The sequence below is a fragment of the Streptomyces sp. NPDC001137 genome (genome assembly GCF_040298885.1).
Lineage (GTDB): Bacteria > Actinomycetota > Actinomycetes > Streptomycetales > Streptomycetaceae > Streptomyces.
In genome coordinates this window covers 145,030-160,653 of record NZ_JBEPBA010000024.1, presented here as the reverse complement: position 1 = coordinate 160,653, position 15,624 = coordinate 145,030, and the positions used below count along the sequence as shown (strand labels likewise).

Below are 15,624 nucleotides of genomic sequence, written 5' to 3'. Positions count from 1 at the left end.
CGCGGAGACGACTCCGAAGCCGATGGTCCAGCCTCGCTGCTGGGCGCGGCGGGCGGCAATGGTCACCGCGATCGCTCCGCGCGTTCGCCGTCTCGACACCGGCGCGCCCCTTCGGCTCGCCCTCCTCCGTCGCCCCGTACGGTACGGAACGACGAGGGTCGGCGGGGAGGTTCCGTTACGGAATCCGCCGCAACATCCGCGGGCTCAGCAGCCGGCGAGGTAGCTGGTCAGCGCGGACTTCTCGGCGGAGTCGACCGAGAGGTCGTAGTAGTACTTCACCTGGACCCAGGCGCGGACGTAGGTGCAGACGTACGCGGAGCGGGTGGGCACCCACTCGGCCGGGTCGTCGTCGCCCTTGGAGCGGTTGGAGCTGGCGGAGACCGCGATGAGCTGCGGGCGGGTGACGTCGTTGGCGAAGGCCTGGCGCTGGGCGGTGGTCCAGGCCGAGGCGCCGGAGTCCCAGGCCTCGGCGAGCGGCACGACGTGGTCGATGTCGAAGGTGCTCGGGTCGGTGGTGGTGGCCCCGTCGTACTGCGAGTACCAGGAGCCGCTGGTGGCGGTGCAGGCGGAGTTGGTGACGACGTTGCTGCCGTCCCGCTTGATGACGTACTCGCGGGTGTTGCAGGTGCCGGAGATCGTGATCCAGGTCGGGAACAGATCGCGGTCGTAGCCGGTGCGGTTCTCGGTCGCCACGGTGAGCGAGGCGAGGTAGGTGCGGGCGGTGGCGGCGCTGACCGGGGTGGGAAGCGCGGCGGAGGCGGTCGGACTGTTGAGAAGTCCGACGGAGGCTATGAGTCCGGTAAGAGCCGCGAGTATGCTGAGCCGTCGACGCGCGTAGAACTTCGGCATGCGAACTCCCTTGGGAGGCGGGGGCGTTGGGGTGCGAGCAGGGGAATGCTCGCGGCGCCGTGTTGCGGAGGGGTGAGCGTCCGGTAAGAAGCTAGTGTCGCGTACATGACACTACAAGGTTCACGGCCGAACTTTCGGCCGCGCGGCGGTCGCGTACGATGGACGGTGCAGAAGGGGAGTAGCTCTTCGCCGGACCGTCGACATACTGCTCAGCTCGTCTGAGCCGGCGCCCGGAGGCAGGTCTCGCACGCGAGGCCGGCCAGCGAGACCTTCGGTAAAGCAGTGCACATCTGTGTCTTCCGCTGTGTGCTGCCGTGCCGAGGTGTCGTATCGCAGTCACAGCACTCTCGGCGGGGCGGCCCCGACCGATTGAGGAACCTTGATCAGCTTCACCGTGACGGCGCTCGTCTTCGGCGTCGTCTTCCTTGCCGAACTGCCGGACAAGACCGCGCTCGCCGGGCTGGTGCTCGGCACCCGCTACCGCGCCTCGTACGTCTTCGCGGGCGTGGCCGCGGCGTTCGCGCTGCATGTCGCGCTGGCCGTGGCGGCCGGAAGCGTGCTCACCCTGCTGCCTCAGCAGATCGTCCACGCACTGACCGGCGTCCTGTTCCTGGGCGGTGCGGCGGTCCTGCTGATGAGGAAGGACGAGGACGAGGAGGAGATCCGCAGGCCCGAGAACCAGTCCTTCTGGAAGGTCGCGGGTGCCGGTTTCATGCTCATCCTGGTCGCCGAGTTCGGGGACCTGACCCAGATCATGACGGCGAACCTCGCGGCCCGTTACGACGACCCGCTCTCCGTCGGCCTCGGGGCCGTACTGGCGCTGTGGGCGGTGGCCGGGCTCGGCATCGTCGGCGGAAAGGCCCTGATGAAGCGGGTGCCGCTGGCCCTCATCACCAAGGTTGCGGCGCTGCTGATGCTGGCGCTCGGCGTGTGGAGCCTGTGGGAGGCCGTCGCCGGGTGAGCCGAGCGCCGCGCGAGCCGAGCACCGCGTGAGCTGAACACGGGGTGAACTGTGTCCCGGGGCACTGGCGGATGTCGGACCGGTTTTGTACCGTAGAGAAACAAAGTGGCTCCCGCCCGTTTTCCCTGACCGGCGGGCGGGGCCGCCTTGTTTCCTTCCTCGCGCCCTGGAGCTGCCGATGACGGTCACCACCGTGCCCACCGTCCTCACCGCCCGCGCCCTCCTGCTGGACATGGACGGCACCCTCGTGAACTCCGATGCCGTCGTCGAGCGCATCTGGCGTCGCTGGTCCGAGCGGCACGGGCTGGACGGCGACGAGGTCATGAAGGTGGTGCACGGGCGCCAGGGCCATGCCTCGATGGCGCTGCTGCTGCCCGAGCGGCCGATGGAGCAGAACCTCGCCGACAACGCGCGGATGCTCGCCGAGGAGACCGCGGACGTGGACGGTGTCGTGCCGATTCCCGGCGCTCCCGGGTTCCTCGCCTCGCTGCGGGGGCTGCCGCATGCACTGGTGACGTCTGCGGATCTGGCTCTTGCCACGGCGCGGATGGGGGCGGCGGGGTTGTCGCTTCCTGAGGTGCGGGTGACTGCTGAGTCGGTGGGGGCGAGCAAGCCGGATCCCGAGGGGTTTTTGAAGGGGGCGGCTGAACTGGGTGTCGAGCCGGGCGAGTGCGTTGTGTTTGAGGATTCCGCTGCCGGGATTGAGGCGGGGCGGGCTGCGGGGATGCGGGTCGTGGGGGTGGGGGCCCGGGCGGATCTGTATGAGCCGGATGTGGTGGTGCGGGATTTGACGCGGGTGCGGGTTGAGGGTGTGCCGGGTGGGGGGATTCGGCTGTACGTCGGGTGAAGGGTGCCGTCGGGGGGTGGGGTGCGCAGCCCGGCGCTTGCGGGGTGCCGCCTGCGCCCACCCGTGCCGCCCTAGGCGGCACGATTGCCCGCAGGCTACGTGAGGCGGCACGATTGCCCGCAGGCTGGGTGGGCGGGTTTTCAGCCTGTCCGGCGTTTGAGGACGAGGCCGTTCAGGCCGAAGCGGGGGTCTGGGGGCGGCAGCCCCCAGCGGGTGGCGCGCGGCCTCACGGCTGCGACGTCTCCGATTCCAGCCGCGCACGCGTCGCCGCCCCGTACACCCCCAGCTCGTCCTCCGTGATCCCCCGTGCCCACTGGTATCGGCCGACCGCGTCCTCGACGCCCTCGTTGTAGTGGCCGGTCGGCTTTCCCGTGTAGAGGCCGAGCTGAGTCAGGCGCAGTTCGAGCTCGGTGACCTCGGGGCCCTCGGAGCCGCGGCGCAGCACGGGGGGTGCCTTCTGGCGGCTGTCGGTCGGTCCGATGCTGCCGCTTGCGGTGGCCGTCGGCGCGGTCGGGGTCGGCCGGGGCGAGCGGGACGGGCTCGGCGAGGCGCTCGTCGCCGACGGGGACGGTGAGGGCGACGGGCTCGCGCTGACCGCCGGCGCCGGCGGCGCGGGCCGTACGGGCGTGGTGCCGCGCGACGGCGACGCCGGCTCCGGGCTCGGCGACACGTCCGGCACGCTCGCCCGTACGTCGTCGGGCAGCGCCGTGTCCCGCGTCGGCGCCTCGTAGGAGAACAGCCCGCTCGCCATCCCGGCCGCCGTCATCACCGCGACGACCGCCCCGCCGACACCGAGCAGCACCGTCCGGTGTCTGCGGCGCCCCCTGTCCGCCGCGTCGTCCTGGTCGTGCGGGCCCTCGGTGCCCTCGGCACCCGTGCCCTCGAACAGGCGCAGATCTTCGGCGCTCGCCACCTCCGCGCCCACCGGCCGTAGCGGCATCGTCGCCTCGACCGCGGGCGCGGGAGGAGGTGCGACGGGCTCGCTGCCCGTGCCCTCCAGTTCGACATACGGCCGTATCCGAAGCGGGTCGAAGTCCTCCGCCGCGGCCTGCTCGGCCGTACGCGCGTCGCGCAGGGCGTCGGACGCCCGTTGAGTGCAGCCGCAGGACGGGGTGTTGTCGGCCGCTCTGGGCGCTCCGCACTCCGGGCACTGGTGACCTTTCGGGTCTGTCACGCGTTCGTCCCTCCCTTCACGCTCCCCTCGCGAACTTCAGAGGTTATCCAGATCATCTTCACGCTGCGGCCGTAGCCCCCGGAATATCGGGTTCCAACAGGACTCAACAGGCCATAACCGGTCACACCGATCACCATGGACGTGTAACGAGAGCGGCAGGAGGTCTTCATGGCCGAGGACGCGCACGGTATGACGGCGAATGTGCGAGACGCACAGGCATCCGGAAAGCCGCCGCAGCGGGGCAGCGCCACCCAGGAGCACGTGTCGGGGAACGTACTCGTGTCGATCGGCGCCCTGCTCCTCGGGATGCTGCTCGCCGCCCTCGACCAGACCATCGTGTCGACCGCGTTGCCCACCATCGTCAGCGACCTCGGCGGCCTCGACCATCTGTCCTGGGTGGTCACCGCGTATCTGCTGGCCTCGACCGCCGCGACCCCGCTGTGGGGCAAGCTGGGCGACCAGTACGGTCGCAAGCGGCTGTTCCAGACCGCGATCGTGATTTTCCTCATCGGTTCCGCGCTCTGCGGAATGGCGCAGAACATGCCCCAGTTGATCGCGTTCCGGGCGGTGCAGGGCCTGGGCGGCGGCGGGTTGATGGTGCTGTCGATGGCGATCGTCGGGGATGTCGTCGCGCCGCGCGAACGCGGCCGTTACCAGGGCCTGTTCGGGGCCGTCTTCGGCGCGACGAGCGTGCTGGGGCCGCTGCTCGGCGGGCTGTTCACCGAACACCTCAGCTGGCGCTGGGTCTTCTACGTCAACCTTCCCGTCGGCGTCGTCGCGCTCGCCGTGATCGCGACCGCGCTGCGCATCCCGCGCCGGACCGCGCAGCACGTCATCGACTACCTCGGCACCTTTCTCATCGCCGCGGTCGCCACCTGTCTGATCCTGGTCGCCTCGCTCGGCGGTACCACCTGGGGCTGGGGCTCGACACAGATCGTCGGGCTGATCCTGCTGGGCGTCGGACTGGCCGTCGCGTTCGTCGCCGTGGAGCGGAGGGCCGCCGAACCCGTCCTGCCGCTCAAGCTGTTCCGCATCCGCACCTTCGCCCTCTCCGCGGTCATCAGCTTCGTCGTCGGCTTCGCCATGTTCGGCGCGATGACCTATCTGCCGACCTTCCTCCAGGTCGTCCAGGGCGTGACGCCGACCATGTCGGGGGTGCACATGCTGCCGATGGTGTTCGGCCTGCTGCTGTCGTCCACGGCCTCCGGCCAGATCGTCAGCCGCACCGGCCGCTGGAAGGTTTTCCCGATCGCGGGCACGGGCGTCACCACCCTCGGTCTGCTGCTCCTGCACCAGCTCGACGAGAACAGCTCCACGGCCGAGATGAGCGCCTACTTCTTCGTCTTCGGCCTCGGACTCGGCCTGGTCATGCAGGTGCTGGTCCTCATCGTGCAGAACGCCGTCTCGTACGAGGATCTCGGCGTCGCCACCTCGGGCGCGACCTTCTTCCGCTCGATCGGGGCCTCCTTCGGCGTGGCGATCTTCGGCACGGTCTTCGCGAGCCGCCTCGGCGACAAGCTGACGGACGCCTTCAGCGGCACCCGGCTGCCCGCGGGTCTCTCCGCGGACGCCCTCAAGTCCGACCCGCGCGGCATCGGCTCACTGCCGCCCGCCCTGCGCGAGCCCGCCCTGCACGCGTACGCGGCGGCCATCACCGACGTCTTCCTGTACGCCGCGCCCGTCGCCCTCCTCGGGTTCGTCCTGGCCTGGTTCCTCAAGGAGGACAAGCTGCGCGGGTCCGTCACCGCGCCCGATGTCACGGAGACCCTGGCCAGCAATCCCGTCGAGCGGTCCTCGTACGACGAGGTGTGCCGCGCGCTGTCCCTGCTGGGCACGCGGGAGGGCCGGCGCGAGATCTACCGGAAGATCACCGAACGGGCGGGCTACGACCTGCTGCCCGCGGCGAGCTGGCTGCTGCTGCGGATCAAGAAGCAGGGCTGGGCGGAACCGGCCGTGCTCGCCGAGCGCAGCACGGTGCCGCTCCAGGTCGTCATGGATGCGGCCCGGCAGGTCGAGGAGCGGCGCCTTGCCATCCGGGAGGGCCTCGACATGGTCCTCACCGACCAGGGCCTCGTGGTGGCCGAACGGCTCGCGCAGGCCCGTGAGGAGTCGCTCGCGGAACTGCTCGGCGACTGGTGGGGCCCGGACCGGCCGACCGACCTGAACCGGCTGGTCAAGGAACTCAACGACGAGATGTGCGGCTCGGACCGGGAGCAGCCGCACAAGGAGTCGGCGGCGAAGGTCAGTTGAGGTCCTTGCGGAACCAGTGCTCGGCGTAGATGTCGTCGTTGTGCGGCTCGGTCTCCGTGTAGCCGAGCCGTGCGTACAGGGAGCGGGCCTCCACGAGGTCGCTTCGGGTGTCGAGGATCAACTGGCCGGCGCCGAGGTCCCGGGCGGCCTCCTCGGCGGCGCCCACGAGGAGCGCGGCCCCGCCCTTGCCGCGCATCCCCTCGTACACGAACACCCGGGTGAGCTCGGCGGTCGTGGCGTCCAGCAGCCGTACACCCGCCGACCCGGCGGGCTCACCGCCGTACCGTGCGATCAGCAACCGTCCGGTCGGCGGCGCGAGTTCGGCACCGGTGCGGGCCGCGATCTCCCGCTCCAGCTCGGCCGGATCGGTCCGCCGGCCCTCGTGCAGGAGGTAGTAGCGGTCGCTGACCTCCGTGTAGTACGCCCGCCAGAGGTCCGCCGCCACGGGGCAGTCGTAGGGCTCGGGGGCGATGGTCCAGGTCGTCGTCATCCGGCCATTCTGCGGAACCGGCGTGTCGCCCACGCAAGCGAATATGCGGATCAGTCCTCGGACAGGAGCCAGCCGATGCGCAGTTCCTCCGCGGCGGGGCGGAACGTCCGTATGAGTTCGGCGCGTTCCGGGTCGGACTCCGGAAGGCTGTCGGCGAGGAGGGCCTGCGCGGCGACCGTCTGGGGACGGGCGCCGAGGGCGGCGCGCAGGTGGAGTGAGCGGCGCAGCATCGCGAGTCGCTCGGCGGGCTCCTTGTGCGGGGCGAGGTGGCGGATGATGTAGGACTCGAAGTAGCCGTCGCCGGTCTTCGTGGCGATCTCCAGAGCCGACTCGTAGAGGGGGAGCGCGCCGGCCGGGTCCTCGTCGATGTTGTCCAGCAGGACGGCCCAGTGGTACTCGGCCCAGGCGCGCTGCTTCTCGTCGCCGCTCTCGGCCGCCGCGCGGTAGCCGGCCTCGGCCGTGGCGCGGTCGTCGGGGCGGGGGGCGACACCGGGGGCGAGACGGGGGTCGCGGCCGAACAGCAGTCGGCTGTAGGCCAGTCGCGCGGTGAGCAGATGCGCGGTCGGCGATGCCGGATCGAGCGCGGTGACCGCCTTCTCGGCCTCCTCGTGGCCCTCGGTCCGGAAGAACCAGCGGTCGACAGCGATCTCCGCGCGCAATTCGGGATCGGCGTCCGCGCCCAGGACGGCGAGCGCGGCGTCCCACTCTCCGAGCATCGTCAGACGCCGGGCCGTGTAGGTGTCGTCAGCTATCATGGCGCCTACATTAAGAAGCGGCGATGTAGGTGGTCAAGTGCAATACGGTGACTACATTGGGAACGTGACACGGCTGGCCGTCGAGTTGGCCAACACCGGGACCCTCGACGAGCGGGGCGAACTGGTCGCCACCTTCTTCGCGGAGCACGGGATCACCCCGCCGCCGGACGGCGACTACGGCGAACTGCCGGACCTCGTGCGCAGGGCGCTGGCGCAGGCGGTCGACGGCACCGCCCCCGACGCCGTGCACCGGCTGCTGCGCGACTATCCGCCGGAGATGCACCTGTCCGACCATGACGGACTCGGCGGCTGGCACATCCACTTCAGCCGCAACGGCACCCCGGCCCGACGCTGGGCCGGTCAGCTGATCGCGGCCCAGCTCGCCCTGGTCGTGGCCGGGGAGCCGGTGGTGACGCTGGGACGGTGCGCCGCGGCAGGCTGCGGGAACTACTTCGTCGACCAGTCCCGCAACCGCACCCGCCGCTTCTGCTCCAACGCGTGCGCGAGCCGCACGACGGTCGCGGCGCATCGGGCCCGGGCGGCGAAGAAGCCGTAGCTCCCGAAGAGGCGTCCGGGTGCCCGCGTCGTTTGAGCGGGGGCTTCCGGGTGACCCGTCCGGAGAACCGGCCCGCCTGGGCCGACACACCGGAAGGCACCCATGTCCACTGGCATGATCATTGCTCTCATCGTGATCGTGGCGGCCGTGGTCGTCGTAGCGGCCGCCCTGACCCTGCGTGCCAAGGGCCCCCGCGGCGGCCGGGACCTGAAGCGGCGCTTCGGGCCCGAGTACGACCGGACGCTGGCCCGGCACGACGGGGACGCCAAGGCCGCCGAGCGTGAGCTCACGGAGCGCGTGCAGCGGCACGGATCGCTGCGCGAGAAGCCGCTGGAGCCGGGCAGGCTGGAGGAGTTCACGGCCCGCTGGACGGCCGTGCAGGAGCACTTCGTCGACGCGCCGCGGGAAGCGGTCGCCGAGGCGGACCGGCTGCTCGCGGAGCTCGCCGCCCTGCGCGGCTTCCCTGACGGCAGCCACTACGAGGAACAGCTCGCCGCCCTCTCCGTCCACCACGCCGACCACGTCCACGGCTACCGGCACATCCACCGTGTCGCACGCGTCGGCGTGAACGGACAGGACGGCGACCGGGCCGACACGGAGGAGATGCGCGAGGCCATGGTGGAGGCCCGGGCCCTCTTCGAGGACCTGACCGCCCCGCCCCGCCGCACCGAGAAGGCTCCGGCGTCCGCCGCCACCCGCACCAAGGCCCACAGGCACGAGAGCCGCGGCCATCTGCCCTGGGCCCTCAACCGACGTCACGCCAAGGGGAGTTGAGCCACATGACGGACGCGACGACCGGCCCCGCAGCCGAAGGCACCGAGGCCGACGACAGGACCAACCGCACCACGGTGACGCCCACCCCGCACGAGGTGACGGAGGAGGCAGGCCAGGGCGAGGCCCACGAGGGCACCACTCCCGTCCGGACCACCGGCACTTCCGCCACCACAACGCCCACCGGCACTTCCGCCACGACAAAGCCCACCAGCGGCCGCCTCCTCCCGCAGGACGAGTGCGACAAGCTGGATCTCCGTCTTCGCCAGGCGGTCTCCGGGTTCGTGGACGGGCCCCGGGACTCCGTCGAGGAGGCCGACCACGTGGTCGAGGAGATCGCCGGGCGGTTCACGGAGGCCCTGACCCGGCGCCGCCGCACCCTGCGCATGTCCTGGCAGGACGGCGAGGACACCGAACAGCTCCGGCTGGCCCTGCGGGACTACCGCAACCTGGCGGAACGACTCCTACACGGGTGACCCGTTCGAAGTACCCGAAGCACCCGTGCCCCTCTCGTCGTCCCCGGCCGTCGCCCGGCGCTCCCGCCACTCCCGTACGACCTCCTCGACGTCGTACGGCTTCATCCCGAGCGGGGGGCCGGGCGGCGGCTTGAACATCATGTCGCGGATCTTGACGTTGACATCCGTGACGATCTTCCGCGCGATCCGCTCCGAGGGCGCCGCATACGCCGCCACCAGCGCGTCCTCGGCCTCCTTGCGCAGGGCGAGCGTGGGCGGCAGCACGGAGAGTCCCTCGCGGGCCATCTTCTGCCTGATCCACCACAGTTCGTCGTACGAGGTGTCGGTACCGGCGGGCAACGGCTTGCCCGCGCCGGGCAGTTGGGCGAAATCGCCGCGTCGTTCGGCATCACGGATCTGTTTGTCGACCCAGGACTCGAACGGCACACCCGGTGGCTTTCGCTCGGTCATGACTCCATTGTGCCGGACGCGGCATGCCCGGGCGATTTATCATGCGGCCGCCGTGTTAGGACACTTCAAGAGGAGCAGCGCGTGCTCGAACTGACCATGGCCACCGTCTCCGGGGCGGAAGAGGGGGCCACGGCCGGCATGCTCATGGCCGACGCACCCAGTGAGCCCGGCGCCGTGCTGCGGGTGGGGCGGGACACCTCCGTGTGCCGTCTCGCGACGCCCGACGACTGGCTGTTCATCTCCCGGGTCCACCTGGAGTTCCTGTGCGGCCCCGAGGGGACCTGGCAGCTGACCTGGCTGCGCGGCTCCCAGGCCGACCCGTCCTCCGAGGTCCGGCTGATCGTCGGCGAGTACGCGCAGCCCCTCGTCTACGGCGGGACCGTGGCGCTGCCCCGAGGCGGCAGCGGCGAGATCGTCGTCCAGGACCGCACCGCCCCGCGCAGCGTCAACGTCGGCTTCTACCACGAGTTCTGACCCAGCAGCCCAGGCCGTGAGGGCTACGCCAGCACGCGCGCCAGCGCGAAGCCGTCGTGGCCCTTGCTGCCCACCGTCTGGATCGCCGTGCCGCTCAACCGCGGGTGCGAGCCGATCAGTTCGACGGCGGCGCGGCTGCCCAGCACGTCGGGCGCCTTGCTGTCCGCGTCGGCGACCCGGCCGCCGCGCACCACGTTGTCCACGACGATCAGGCTGCCCGCGCTGGTCAGCCTGAGGGCCCACTCCACGTAGTTCGGGTTGTTGACCTTGTCGGCGTCGATGAAGACCAGGTCGAAGGGGGGCGGGTTCTCGTCGGCCAGCTTGGGCAGCGACTCCAGGGCGGGGCCGATCCGCACCTGGACGATCCGCTCGAGGCCCGCGCGCGCGATGTTGCGGGCGGCGACCTCGGCGTGCTTGGGGTTGTACTCGAGCGAGATCAGCCGGCCGTCCTCGGGCAGGGCGCGGGCCAGCCAGATGGTGCTGTAGCCGCCGAGGGTGCCGATCTCCAGGATGCTGCGGGCGCCCTGGATCTGGGCGAGAAGTTGCAGGAACTTGCCCTGGAGCGGGGTGACCGAGATCTGCGGGAGCTCGGCGGCGTCACTGTCGCGGAGGGCCGCTTCGAGGGCGTCGTCGTTCCGTGAGAGGTGGGTGGTGAAGTACTCGTCCACGTCGTCCCAGAGCTGCGACTCGCTCATTCGCTGTGCCTTCCGTGTGACTGCTTAGCGCTTCTAACTAGCTGCCCTAATGAATATAGCGGCGGGCCGATGCCCCCTCAGGGAGATCATGACGGCCGGGTTCAGCTGATCGGTGGAGGCGCGTGCACCGGCGGCGGAGGCGGCACCGGGCGCCGGGAACGCCGTACGGCGAACACGGTCACGGCCGCGACCGCGAGGGCGAAGGAGCCGACCACCGTCAGCAGCCACGCCGGGATCCCCGCCACCGTGCGCAGCCGGTCCTCGTAGATCACCTGCTGGAACGGGGTGTCCGCGGACGCCCGGCGCAGCACGTGGTCGCCCGAGATCGACGGCGGGTACGGGAACTCCTGGCCGATCGCGGTCAGGAACGGTGTGCCCGCGGCCAGCTCGGCCAGGGGACCCGATGTCGCGGTGACCCGTCCGGCGTAGGTGACGCGGGGCCGCTCGCCGCCGATCGCGGAGCGGGTCTCCATACGGTGCGCGGCGAGGACGTACAGGCCCAGGGACTGCGGGGTGCGGGCGAGGCGGGACAGGCGCATCGGGTAGACGGGCTGCCCGGACGCGAAGGTGAGGTGCAGGGGGTCGAGCCTGCCGTTCAGCGGGGTGTTCGCGGTGTCGGGGGACAGGCGCACGGCGACGTACTCCCAGCGGTGGCTCACATACGGCTGGAGGGCTTCCTGCAGCCGGGGCGGCATGGCGAAGCCGTTGGTGTCGAGCCAGTCGTCCAGGGCGGCCGGGTCGGTGGCGGTCAGGCGGGCCACGTCGAAGGGGCCGAGCTTCTGGCGGCCGACCACGCCCACGCCGGGCGCGGCCGCACCGGCCCCGGGCGGCCCGGCCGCGCTGCTGCCGTCGCCGGTCGCCAGCGGCCAGTCGCCGTCCTGCGGCCAGAAGTGGTAGCGCTCGCGGTGGACGGGCGCGGTGGTGGCGGCGAGCTGGGTGAACAGCGCCGGATCCCCGAGCCCGACCGTCGCGCGGTGCGGCACCGGCATGACCCAGGCGGCCCGGTCCGCGTCCCCGCCGACCGTCAAACTCATCACGATCTGTTCCCGGCGGCCGTCCCAGCGCACGACGGACTCCTCACGGCCCACGCTCACCCGCCGCTGCCCGTCGGGGATCATCGCGCCGCAGCCGCATGCGTACGCCGGTGCGATCAACGACCCCAGCTGTGTCGCCAGCAGGGTCACCACGACCGCCAGTAACCGCACACGTGTGCATTTCCGCAGGAAACAGACCATTCCCCGAAGCCTCCGTGCTGCCGTGGACAGAGCTTCACACGGTACGGGGGCCGTGGCGGTTCCGGAGGCGATCGCTCATCGGGCGCACTATGGTCATCCCGATAAATAGGGACGATGTAATTCATTGATCGTGAAAAGGGGCGAATGGGCGGGAGGCCGACCAGGCGTGGCGAACGTGGAGCACAGCGGGCGACCGGCGGAAACCCTCGGCGCGACAGCCGTCGGAGGAGCTCCCAGACGCCTGCATGTGATCCGCCTCGGTCTGTGGCTGGTCGCCGCCGTGCTCGCCGTCCGCCAGGTGGCCGCCGTCCTCAGTACCCCCCAGGGTGAACGGCTGACGGATCTGGAGACCTGGGTCGGTCCGCACGGCGTCCTGCATGTGAAGGGTTCGCTGTACGACTCGACGCGGTTCACCGGCACACCGTTCGGCGGACTGGTCCTCAAGCCGCTCACCCGGGCGGCCGAACAGGCCCTCGGCTGGGGCTGGACCTTCGGCACGCTGCTCCTGGTGGTCGCGCTCGGCCTGATCGCGGCCCGTGCGCTGCCGCAGCCGGTGAGCCGCCGGACCTCCCTGTTCGCCGCACCGCTCGCGATCAGCCTGCTGATGCTGTCACTGCCTGTGCGCAGCGCGCTGTGGCTGGGGCAGACCAGCATCATGCCGGTCCTGCTGGTGCTGGTCGGCTGCTTCGTCGTCCGCGGTGAGCGCGCCGGCGGCCTGCTGATCGGGCTCGCGGCCGCCCTCCAGCCGACCGTGCTGCTCTTCTCGCCGCTGCTGTGGTTCACCGGCCGCCGCCGCGCCGCGGCCTCCACCGGGATCACGTTCGCCGCCTGCACGCTGCTCGCCTGGGCCGCGATGCCGCACGACTCCGCCACCTACTGGGTGCACCACATCGCGGGCGCCGGCCTCGGCGGCAGGGCCGACGGCCTCGCCAACCAGTCCCTGCACGGCGCGCTGCTCCGGCTCGGCTGCTCGGGCCCCGCGGAGATCGTGCTCTTCCTCGCGCTGGGTACGGCGGTCGCCGTGCTCGGGGTGCGCCGAGCCGTGCGCTACGCCCGCGACGGGCAGCTGCTCCTCGCGGTCGCCGTCACCGGCTGCGCGGCGATCGCGGTGTCGCCGACCGCCTGGCAGCACCAGCTGCTGTGGGTGCTGCTCGCGGTCGTCGGACGGGTCGGCAGACGGTCCTGCGACCGCTATGTGTGGCCGGTCGCCGTCATCCTGGTGATGACACTGCCGGCGAAGATGCTGCTGCCGCACATGGAGCGGCTGAACTCGCTGCGGGACAACACGGTGCTGATCGCCGCTCTCGCCGCGGCCATCCTCGTGCCGTTCCTGTCCCGCACCTCGCCGTACTACCAGTCCCCGGTCCCGCCCGAGTACGCCGCCCCGGTACCGTCCCGCTTCCGGCACGTGCCCGTCGTCCCGTTCCTGCCCCGCGTCCTCACCCGCCCGAACCTGCTGCTCGAACTCCTCCTGATGCGCGTCACCTACGCCGCCTACCAGCGGATCCGGCTGGGGGTGACCGCAGACCGGGCCACCGCGGAACACCACGGCCACCAGATCCACCGGATCGAGCTGTGGCTGTCCGTCGATTTCGAGCACTGGGTCAACCACACCGTGGCGAAGGTCGACTGGCTGCGCGGCTTCCTCGACTACTACTACCTGTCGTTCCACTTCGGCGTCCCGCTGACCATCCTCGCCGTGCTCTATGTGCGGCGCCCCGTGGACTACCGCTGGGCGCGCTCGGCACTGGGCCTCGCGACCGGGTTCGGTCTGATGGGCTTCTGGCTGTACCCGCTGGCGCCGCCGCGCCTGATGCCGGGGCTCGGCTTCATCGACACGGTGCACGGCGTCCAGGACTTCTCCAAGCCCAACTACGGCACGCTGACCGAGTTCACCAACCAGTACGCGGCCATGCCGTCCCTGCACTTCGCCTGGGCGCTGTGGTGCGGCATCGTGATCGTGACCCTCGCGCCCAGATGGTGGCTGAAGCCCTTCGGTCTGCTGCACCCGCTGTTCACGCTGTCCTCGATCATCGCGACCGGCAACCACTGGTTCCTGGACGCGGTCGGCGGGGCCACCGTGGTCGGGGCGGGCTTCGGGCTGCAGTACCTGGCGTCGGGCCCGCGGGCGGCCACTGCGGCCGCCACCGCCGTAAAGGACGAATCCGCCTCGGACGCGGAGACCGCGCACACCGGCCGGGCGCCCTTAGGGCAGTGACGGGCCGGCGGCGCCGGGAGGCCGCCGGCCCGAGACCATGGCCGGCCGGAGACCGTCAGCGGACCTGGACCTGGAGGTGCTTCACGCCGTTGATCCACGCCGAGCGCAGCCGGGACGGGTCGCCGGCCAGGGTGAGGCCCGGCAGGGCGTCGGCGATCGCATTGAAGATCAGGTCGATCTCCAGGACGGCCAGGGACTTGCCCAGGCAGTAGTGCGGGCCCCCGCCGCCGAACCCGAGATGGGGGTTGGGGTCGCGCAGGACGTCGAAGGCGTCGGGGTCGGTGAAGACCTCCGGGTCGTGGTTGGCGGAGGCGTAGAAGATCCCGACCCGGTCGCCCTTCCTGATCAGCTTCCCGCCCAGTTCGGTGTCCTGGGTGGCCGTGCGCTGGAAGGAGTTGACCGGGGTCGCCCACCGCACGATCTCCTCGGCCGCGGTCTCGGGGCGCTCCCGCTTGTACAGCTCCCACTGCTCGGGGTGGGTCAGGAACGCATGCATCCCGTGGGTGATGGCGTTGCGGGTCGTCTCGTTGCCCGCGACGGCCAGCATCAGCACGAAGAAGCCGAACTCGTCGGAGTTGAGATTGCCCTCGTCCTCGGCCGCCACCAGCGTCGTCACGATGTCCTTCGCCGGGCACTGCTTGCGGTCGGCGGCCATGTTCATGGCGTAGGCGATCAGCTCGGTGGCCGACTCGGCGCCGACCTCCTCGGTGATCGCGTACTCCGGGTCGTCGTACGAGATCATCTTGTTGGACCAGTCGAAGATCTTGGCCCGGTCGTCCTGCGGGATGCCGATGAGTTCGGCGATCGCCTGCAGGGGCAGTTCGCAGGCGACCTCGGTGACGAAGTCGAAGGGGCCACTCTGCGCGCGGGCGTTCCGCGCGATGGTGTGGGCCCGCTCGCGCAGGCGGTCCTCCAGCGCCCGGATGGCACGCGGGGTGAAGACGCGCTGCACGATCTGGCGGACCCGGGTGTGCTCCGGTGGGTCCATGTTGAGCAGGATCAGCCGCTGCGCGTCGATGGCGTCGCGCTCGATGTGCTCGTTGAAGCGGATGATCGCCGTGTTGAGGTACGAGGAGAACAGCTCCGGGTGGGTGGAGACGTACTTGACGTCCGCGTGCCGGGTGACGGCCCAGTACCCCTCGTCCTGGAAGCCGGCGATGTTGCCCGACTGCGGGATCCAGCGGACCGGTTCGGCCCGCCGCAGCTCGGCGAACTCCGGCAGGGGCACACGGTGGTGCAGCAGGTCGGGGTCGGTGAAGTCGAACCCGTCGGGGAGAGCAGGACAGGACATGGGCGACTCCGGCTCGAATTCTGACGGACCATCAGGTTTCAGGTTTGCCGTGAAGGTAGTAACGGGTTCTACAAGAGGCAAGGGGTGCGGCAAGCCGAATTGGAGCCGTATTGCATGCACGACTCTTGCGGT

At 70.8% G+C, this 15,624-nt stretch carries 16 protein-coding genes; 8 read left to right on the top strand and 8 right to left on the bottom strand.

Annotated elements, in window-relative coordinates:
• Positions 1–204: 204 nt before the first annotated feature.
• Positions 205–849, bottom strand: coding sequence for an HNH endonuclease family protein (locus ABT254_RS36285; protein WP_351479998.1), 645 nt, complete (start codon positions 847–849; stop codon positions 205–207).
• 379 nt (positions 850–1,228) lie between these two features.
• Between ABT254_RS36285 and ABT254_RS36280 the strand changes: the two genes are divergently transcribed.
• Together ABT254_RS36280 and ABT254_RS36275 are read left to right on the top strand one after the other, a co-directional pair.
• The gene (locus ABT254_RS36280) at positions 1,229–1,810 is read left to right on the top strand and encodes a TMEM165/GDT1 family protein (protein ID WP_351479995.1); all 582 of its coding nucleotides are present in this window, start codon (positions 1,229–1,231) and stop codon (positions 1,808–1,810) included.
• Between the two features lie 178 nt (positions 1,811–1,988).
• Entirely contained in the window at positions 1,989–2,657 is a 669-nt protein-coding gene (locus tag ABT254_RS36275; RefSeq protein WP_351479992.1) for an HAD family hydrolase, read from the top strand.
• Positions 2,658–2,883: 226 nt separating this feature from the next.
• Here the strand turns inward: ABT254_RS36275 and ABT254_RS36270 are convergent, their stop codons facing one another.
• Positions 2,884–3,831, bottom strand: a complete 948-nt coding sequence (locus ABT254_RS36270) for a peptidoglycan-binding domain-containing protein (protein ID WP_351479989.1) — start codon at positions 3,829–3,831, stop codon at positions 2,884–2,886.
• Between the two features lie 168 nt (positions 3,832–3,999).
• Here ABT254_RS36270 and ABT254_RS36265 point away from each other — a divergent pair, with 168 nt between their 5' ends.
• Positions 4,000–6,081: an MDR family MFS transporter gene (locus ABT254_RS36265; protein ID WP_351479986.1), complete on the top strand. Its 2,082-nt coding sequence runs from the start codon at positions 4,000–4,002 to the stop codon at positions 6,079–6,081.
• Here the strand turns inward: ABT254_RS36265 and ABT254_RS36260 are convergent.
• A complete protein-coding gene (locus ABT254_RS36260; protein ID WP_351479983.1) occupies positions 6,074–6,571 on the bottom strand; it encodes a GNAT family N-acetyltransferase in 498 nt (165 codons plus the stop codon). The genes ABT254_RS36265 and ABT254_RS36260 overlap by 8 nt on opposite strands.
• Positions 6,572–6,621: 50 nt before the next feature.
• Complete coding sequence (locus tag ABT254_RS36255; RefSeq protein WP_351479980.1) at positions 6,622–7,326, bottom strand: hypothetical protein; 705 nt, start codon at positions 7,324–7,326, stop codon at positions 6,622–6,624.
• 64 nt (positions 7,327–7,390) lie between these two features.
• Here ABT254_RS36255 and ABT254_RS36250 point away from each other — a divergent pair, with 64 nt between their 5' ends.
• The 3 genes from ABT254_RS36250 (at position 7,391) to ABT254_RS36240 (ending at position 9,129) form a co-directional block, all read left to right on the top strand.
• Complete coding sequence (locus ABT254_RS36250; protein WP_351479977.1) at positions 7,391–7,882, top strand: CGNR zinc finger domain-containing protein; 492 nt, start codon at positions 7,391–7,393, stop codon at positions 7,880–7,882.
• 102 nt (positions 7,883–7,984) lie between these two features.
• Entirely contained in the window at positions 7,985–8,656 is a 672-nt protein-coding gene (locus ABT254_RS36245) for a hypothetical protein (protein WP_351479974.1), read from the top strand.
• 5 nt (positions 8,657–8,661) lie between these two features.
• A complete protein-coding gene (locus ABT254_RS36240; protein ID WP_351479972.1) occupies positions 8,662–9,129 on the top strand; it encodes a hypothetical protein in 468 nt (155 codons plus the stop codon).
• Here the strand turns inward: ABT254_RS36240 and ABT254_RS36235 are convergent.
• A complete protein-coding gene (locus ABT254_RS36235) occupies positions 9,118–9,579 on the bottom strand; it encodes a DnaJ family domain-containing protein (RefSeq protein ID WP_351479969.1) in 462 nt (153 codons plus the stop codon). The two genes, ABT254_RS36240 and ABT254_RS36235, sit on opposite strands and share 12 nt — an antisense overlap.
• Before the next feature lie 81 nt (positions 9,580–9,660).
• Here ABT254_RS36235 and ABT254_RS36230 point away from each other — a divergent pair, with 81 nt between their 5' ends.
• A complete protein-coding gene (locus tag ABT254_RS36230; protein WP_351479966.1) occupies positions 9,661–10,053 on the top strand; it encodes a hypothetical protein in 393 nt (130 codons plus the stop codon).
• A 23-nt stretch (positions 10,054–10,076) separates the two neighbouring features.
• Here ABT254_RS36230 and ABT254_RS36225 read toward each other — a convergent pair whose 3' ends face one another.
• Together ABT254_RS36225 and ABT254_RS36220 are read right to left on the bottom strand one after the other, a co-directional pair.
• Positions 10,077–10,748, bottom strand: a complete 672-nt coding sequence (locus ABT254_RS36225) for an O-methyltransferase (RefSeq protein WP_351479963.1) — start codon at positions 10,746–10,748, stop codon at positions 10,077–10,079.
• 101 nt (positions 10,749–10,849) lie between these two features.
• On the bottom strand, positions 10,850–11,983 hold the full coding sequence (locus tag ABT254_RS36220) for a DUF2330 domain-containing protein (protein WP_351479960.1): 1,134 nt from the start codon (positions 11,981–11,983) through the stop codon (positions 10,850–10,852).
• Between the two features lie 166 nt (positions 11,984–12,149).
• On the opposite strand from ABT254_RS36220, the gene ABT254_RS36215 reads away from it, so the two are divergent.
• Complete coding sequence (locus ABT254_RS36215) at positions 12,150–14,201, top strand: bifunctional glycosyltransferase 87/phosphatase PAP2 family protein (protein ID WP_351479957.1); 2,052 nt, start codon at positions 12,150–12,152, stop codon at positions 14,199–14,201.
• A gap of 55 nt (positions 14,202–14,256) precedes the next feature.
• Here the strand turns inward: ABT254_RS36215 and ABT254_RS36210 are convergent, their stop codons facing one another.
• The gene (locus tag ABT254_RS36210) at positions 14,257–15,492 is read right to left on the bottom strand and encodes a cytochrome P450 (protein WP_351479954.1); all 1,236 of its coding nucleotides are present in this window, start codon (positions 15,490–15,492) and stop codon (positions 14,257–14,259) included.
• Positions 15,493–15,624 lie beyond the last annotated feature (132 nt).

Bases quoted from the DNA above. Each gene is read 5' to 3' on its own strand.
- ABT254_RS36255 (WP_351479980.1), bottom strand. From the start codon at position 7,326: ATGATAGCTGACGACACCTACACGGCCCGGCGTCTGACGATGCTCGGA.
- ABT254_RS36285 (WP_351479998.1), bottom strand. From the start codon at position 849: ATGCCGAAGTTCTACGCGCGTCGACGGCTCAGCATACTCGCGGCTCTT.
- ABT254_RS36245 (WP_351479974.1), top strand. From the start codon at position 7,985: ATGTCCACTGGCATGATCATTGCTCTCATCGTGATCGTGGCGGCCGTG.
- ABT254_RS36240 (WP_351479972.1), top strand. From the start codon at position 8,662: ATGACGGACGCGACGACCGGCCCCGCAGCCGAAGGCACCGAGGCCGAC.
- ABT254_RS36220 (WP_351479960.1), bottom strand. From the start codon at position 11,983: ATGGTCTGTTTCCTGCGGAAATGCACACGTGTGCGGTTACTGGCGGTC.
- ABT254_RS36275 (WP_351479992.1), top strand. From the start codon at position 1,989: ATGACGGTCACCACCGTGCCCACCGTCCTCACCGCCCGCGCCCTCCTG.
- ABT254_RS36235 (WP_351479969.1), bottom strand. From the start codon at position 9,579: ATGACCGAGCGAAAGCCACCGGGTGTGCCGTTCGAGTCCTGGGTCGAC.
- ABT254_RS36265 (WP_351479986.1), top strand. From the start codon at position 4,000: ATGGCCGAGGACGCGCACGGTATGACGGCGAATGTGCGAGACGCACAG.
- ABT254_RS36260 (WP_351479983.1), bottom strand. From the start codon at position 6,571: ATGACGACGACCTGGACCATCGCCCCCGAGCCCTACGACTGCCCCGTG.
- ABT254_RS36210 (WP_351479954.1), bottom strand. From the start codon at position 15,492: ATGTCCTGTCCTGCTCTCCCCGACGGGTTCGACTTCACCGACCCCGAC.
- ABT254_RS36225 (WP_351479963.1), bottom strand. From the start codon at position 10,748: ATGAGCGAGTCGCAGCTCTGGGACGACGTGGACGAGTACTTCACCACC.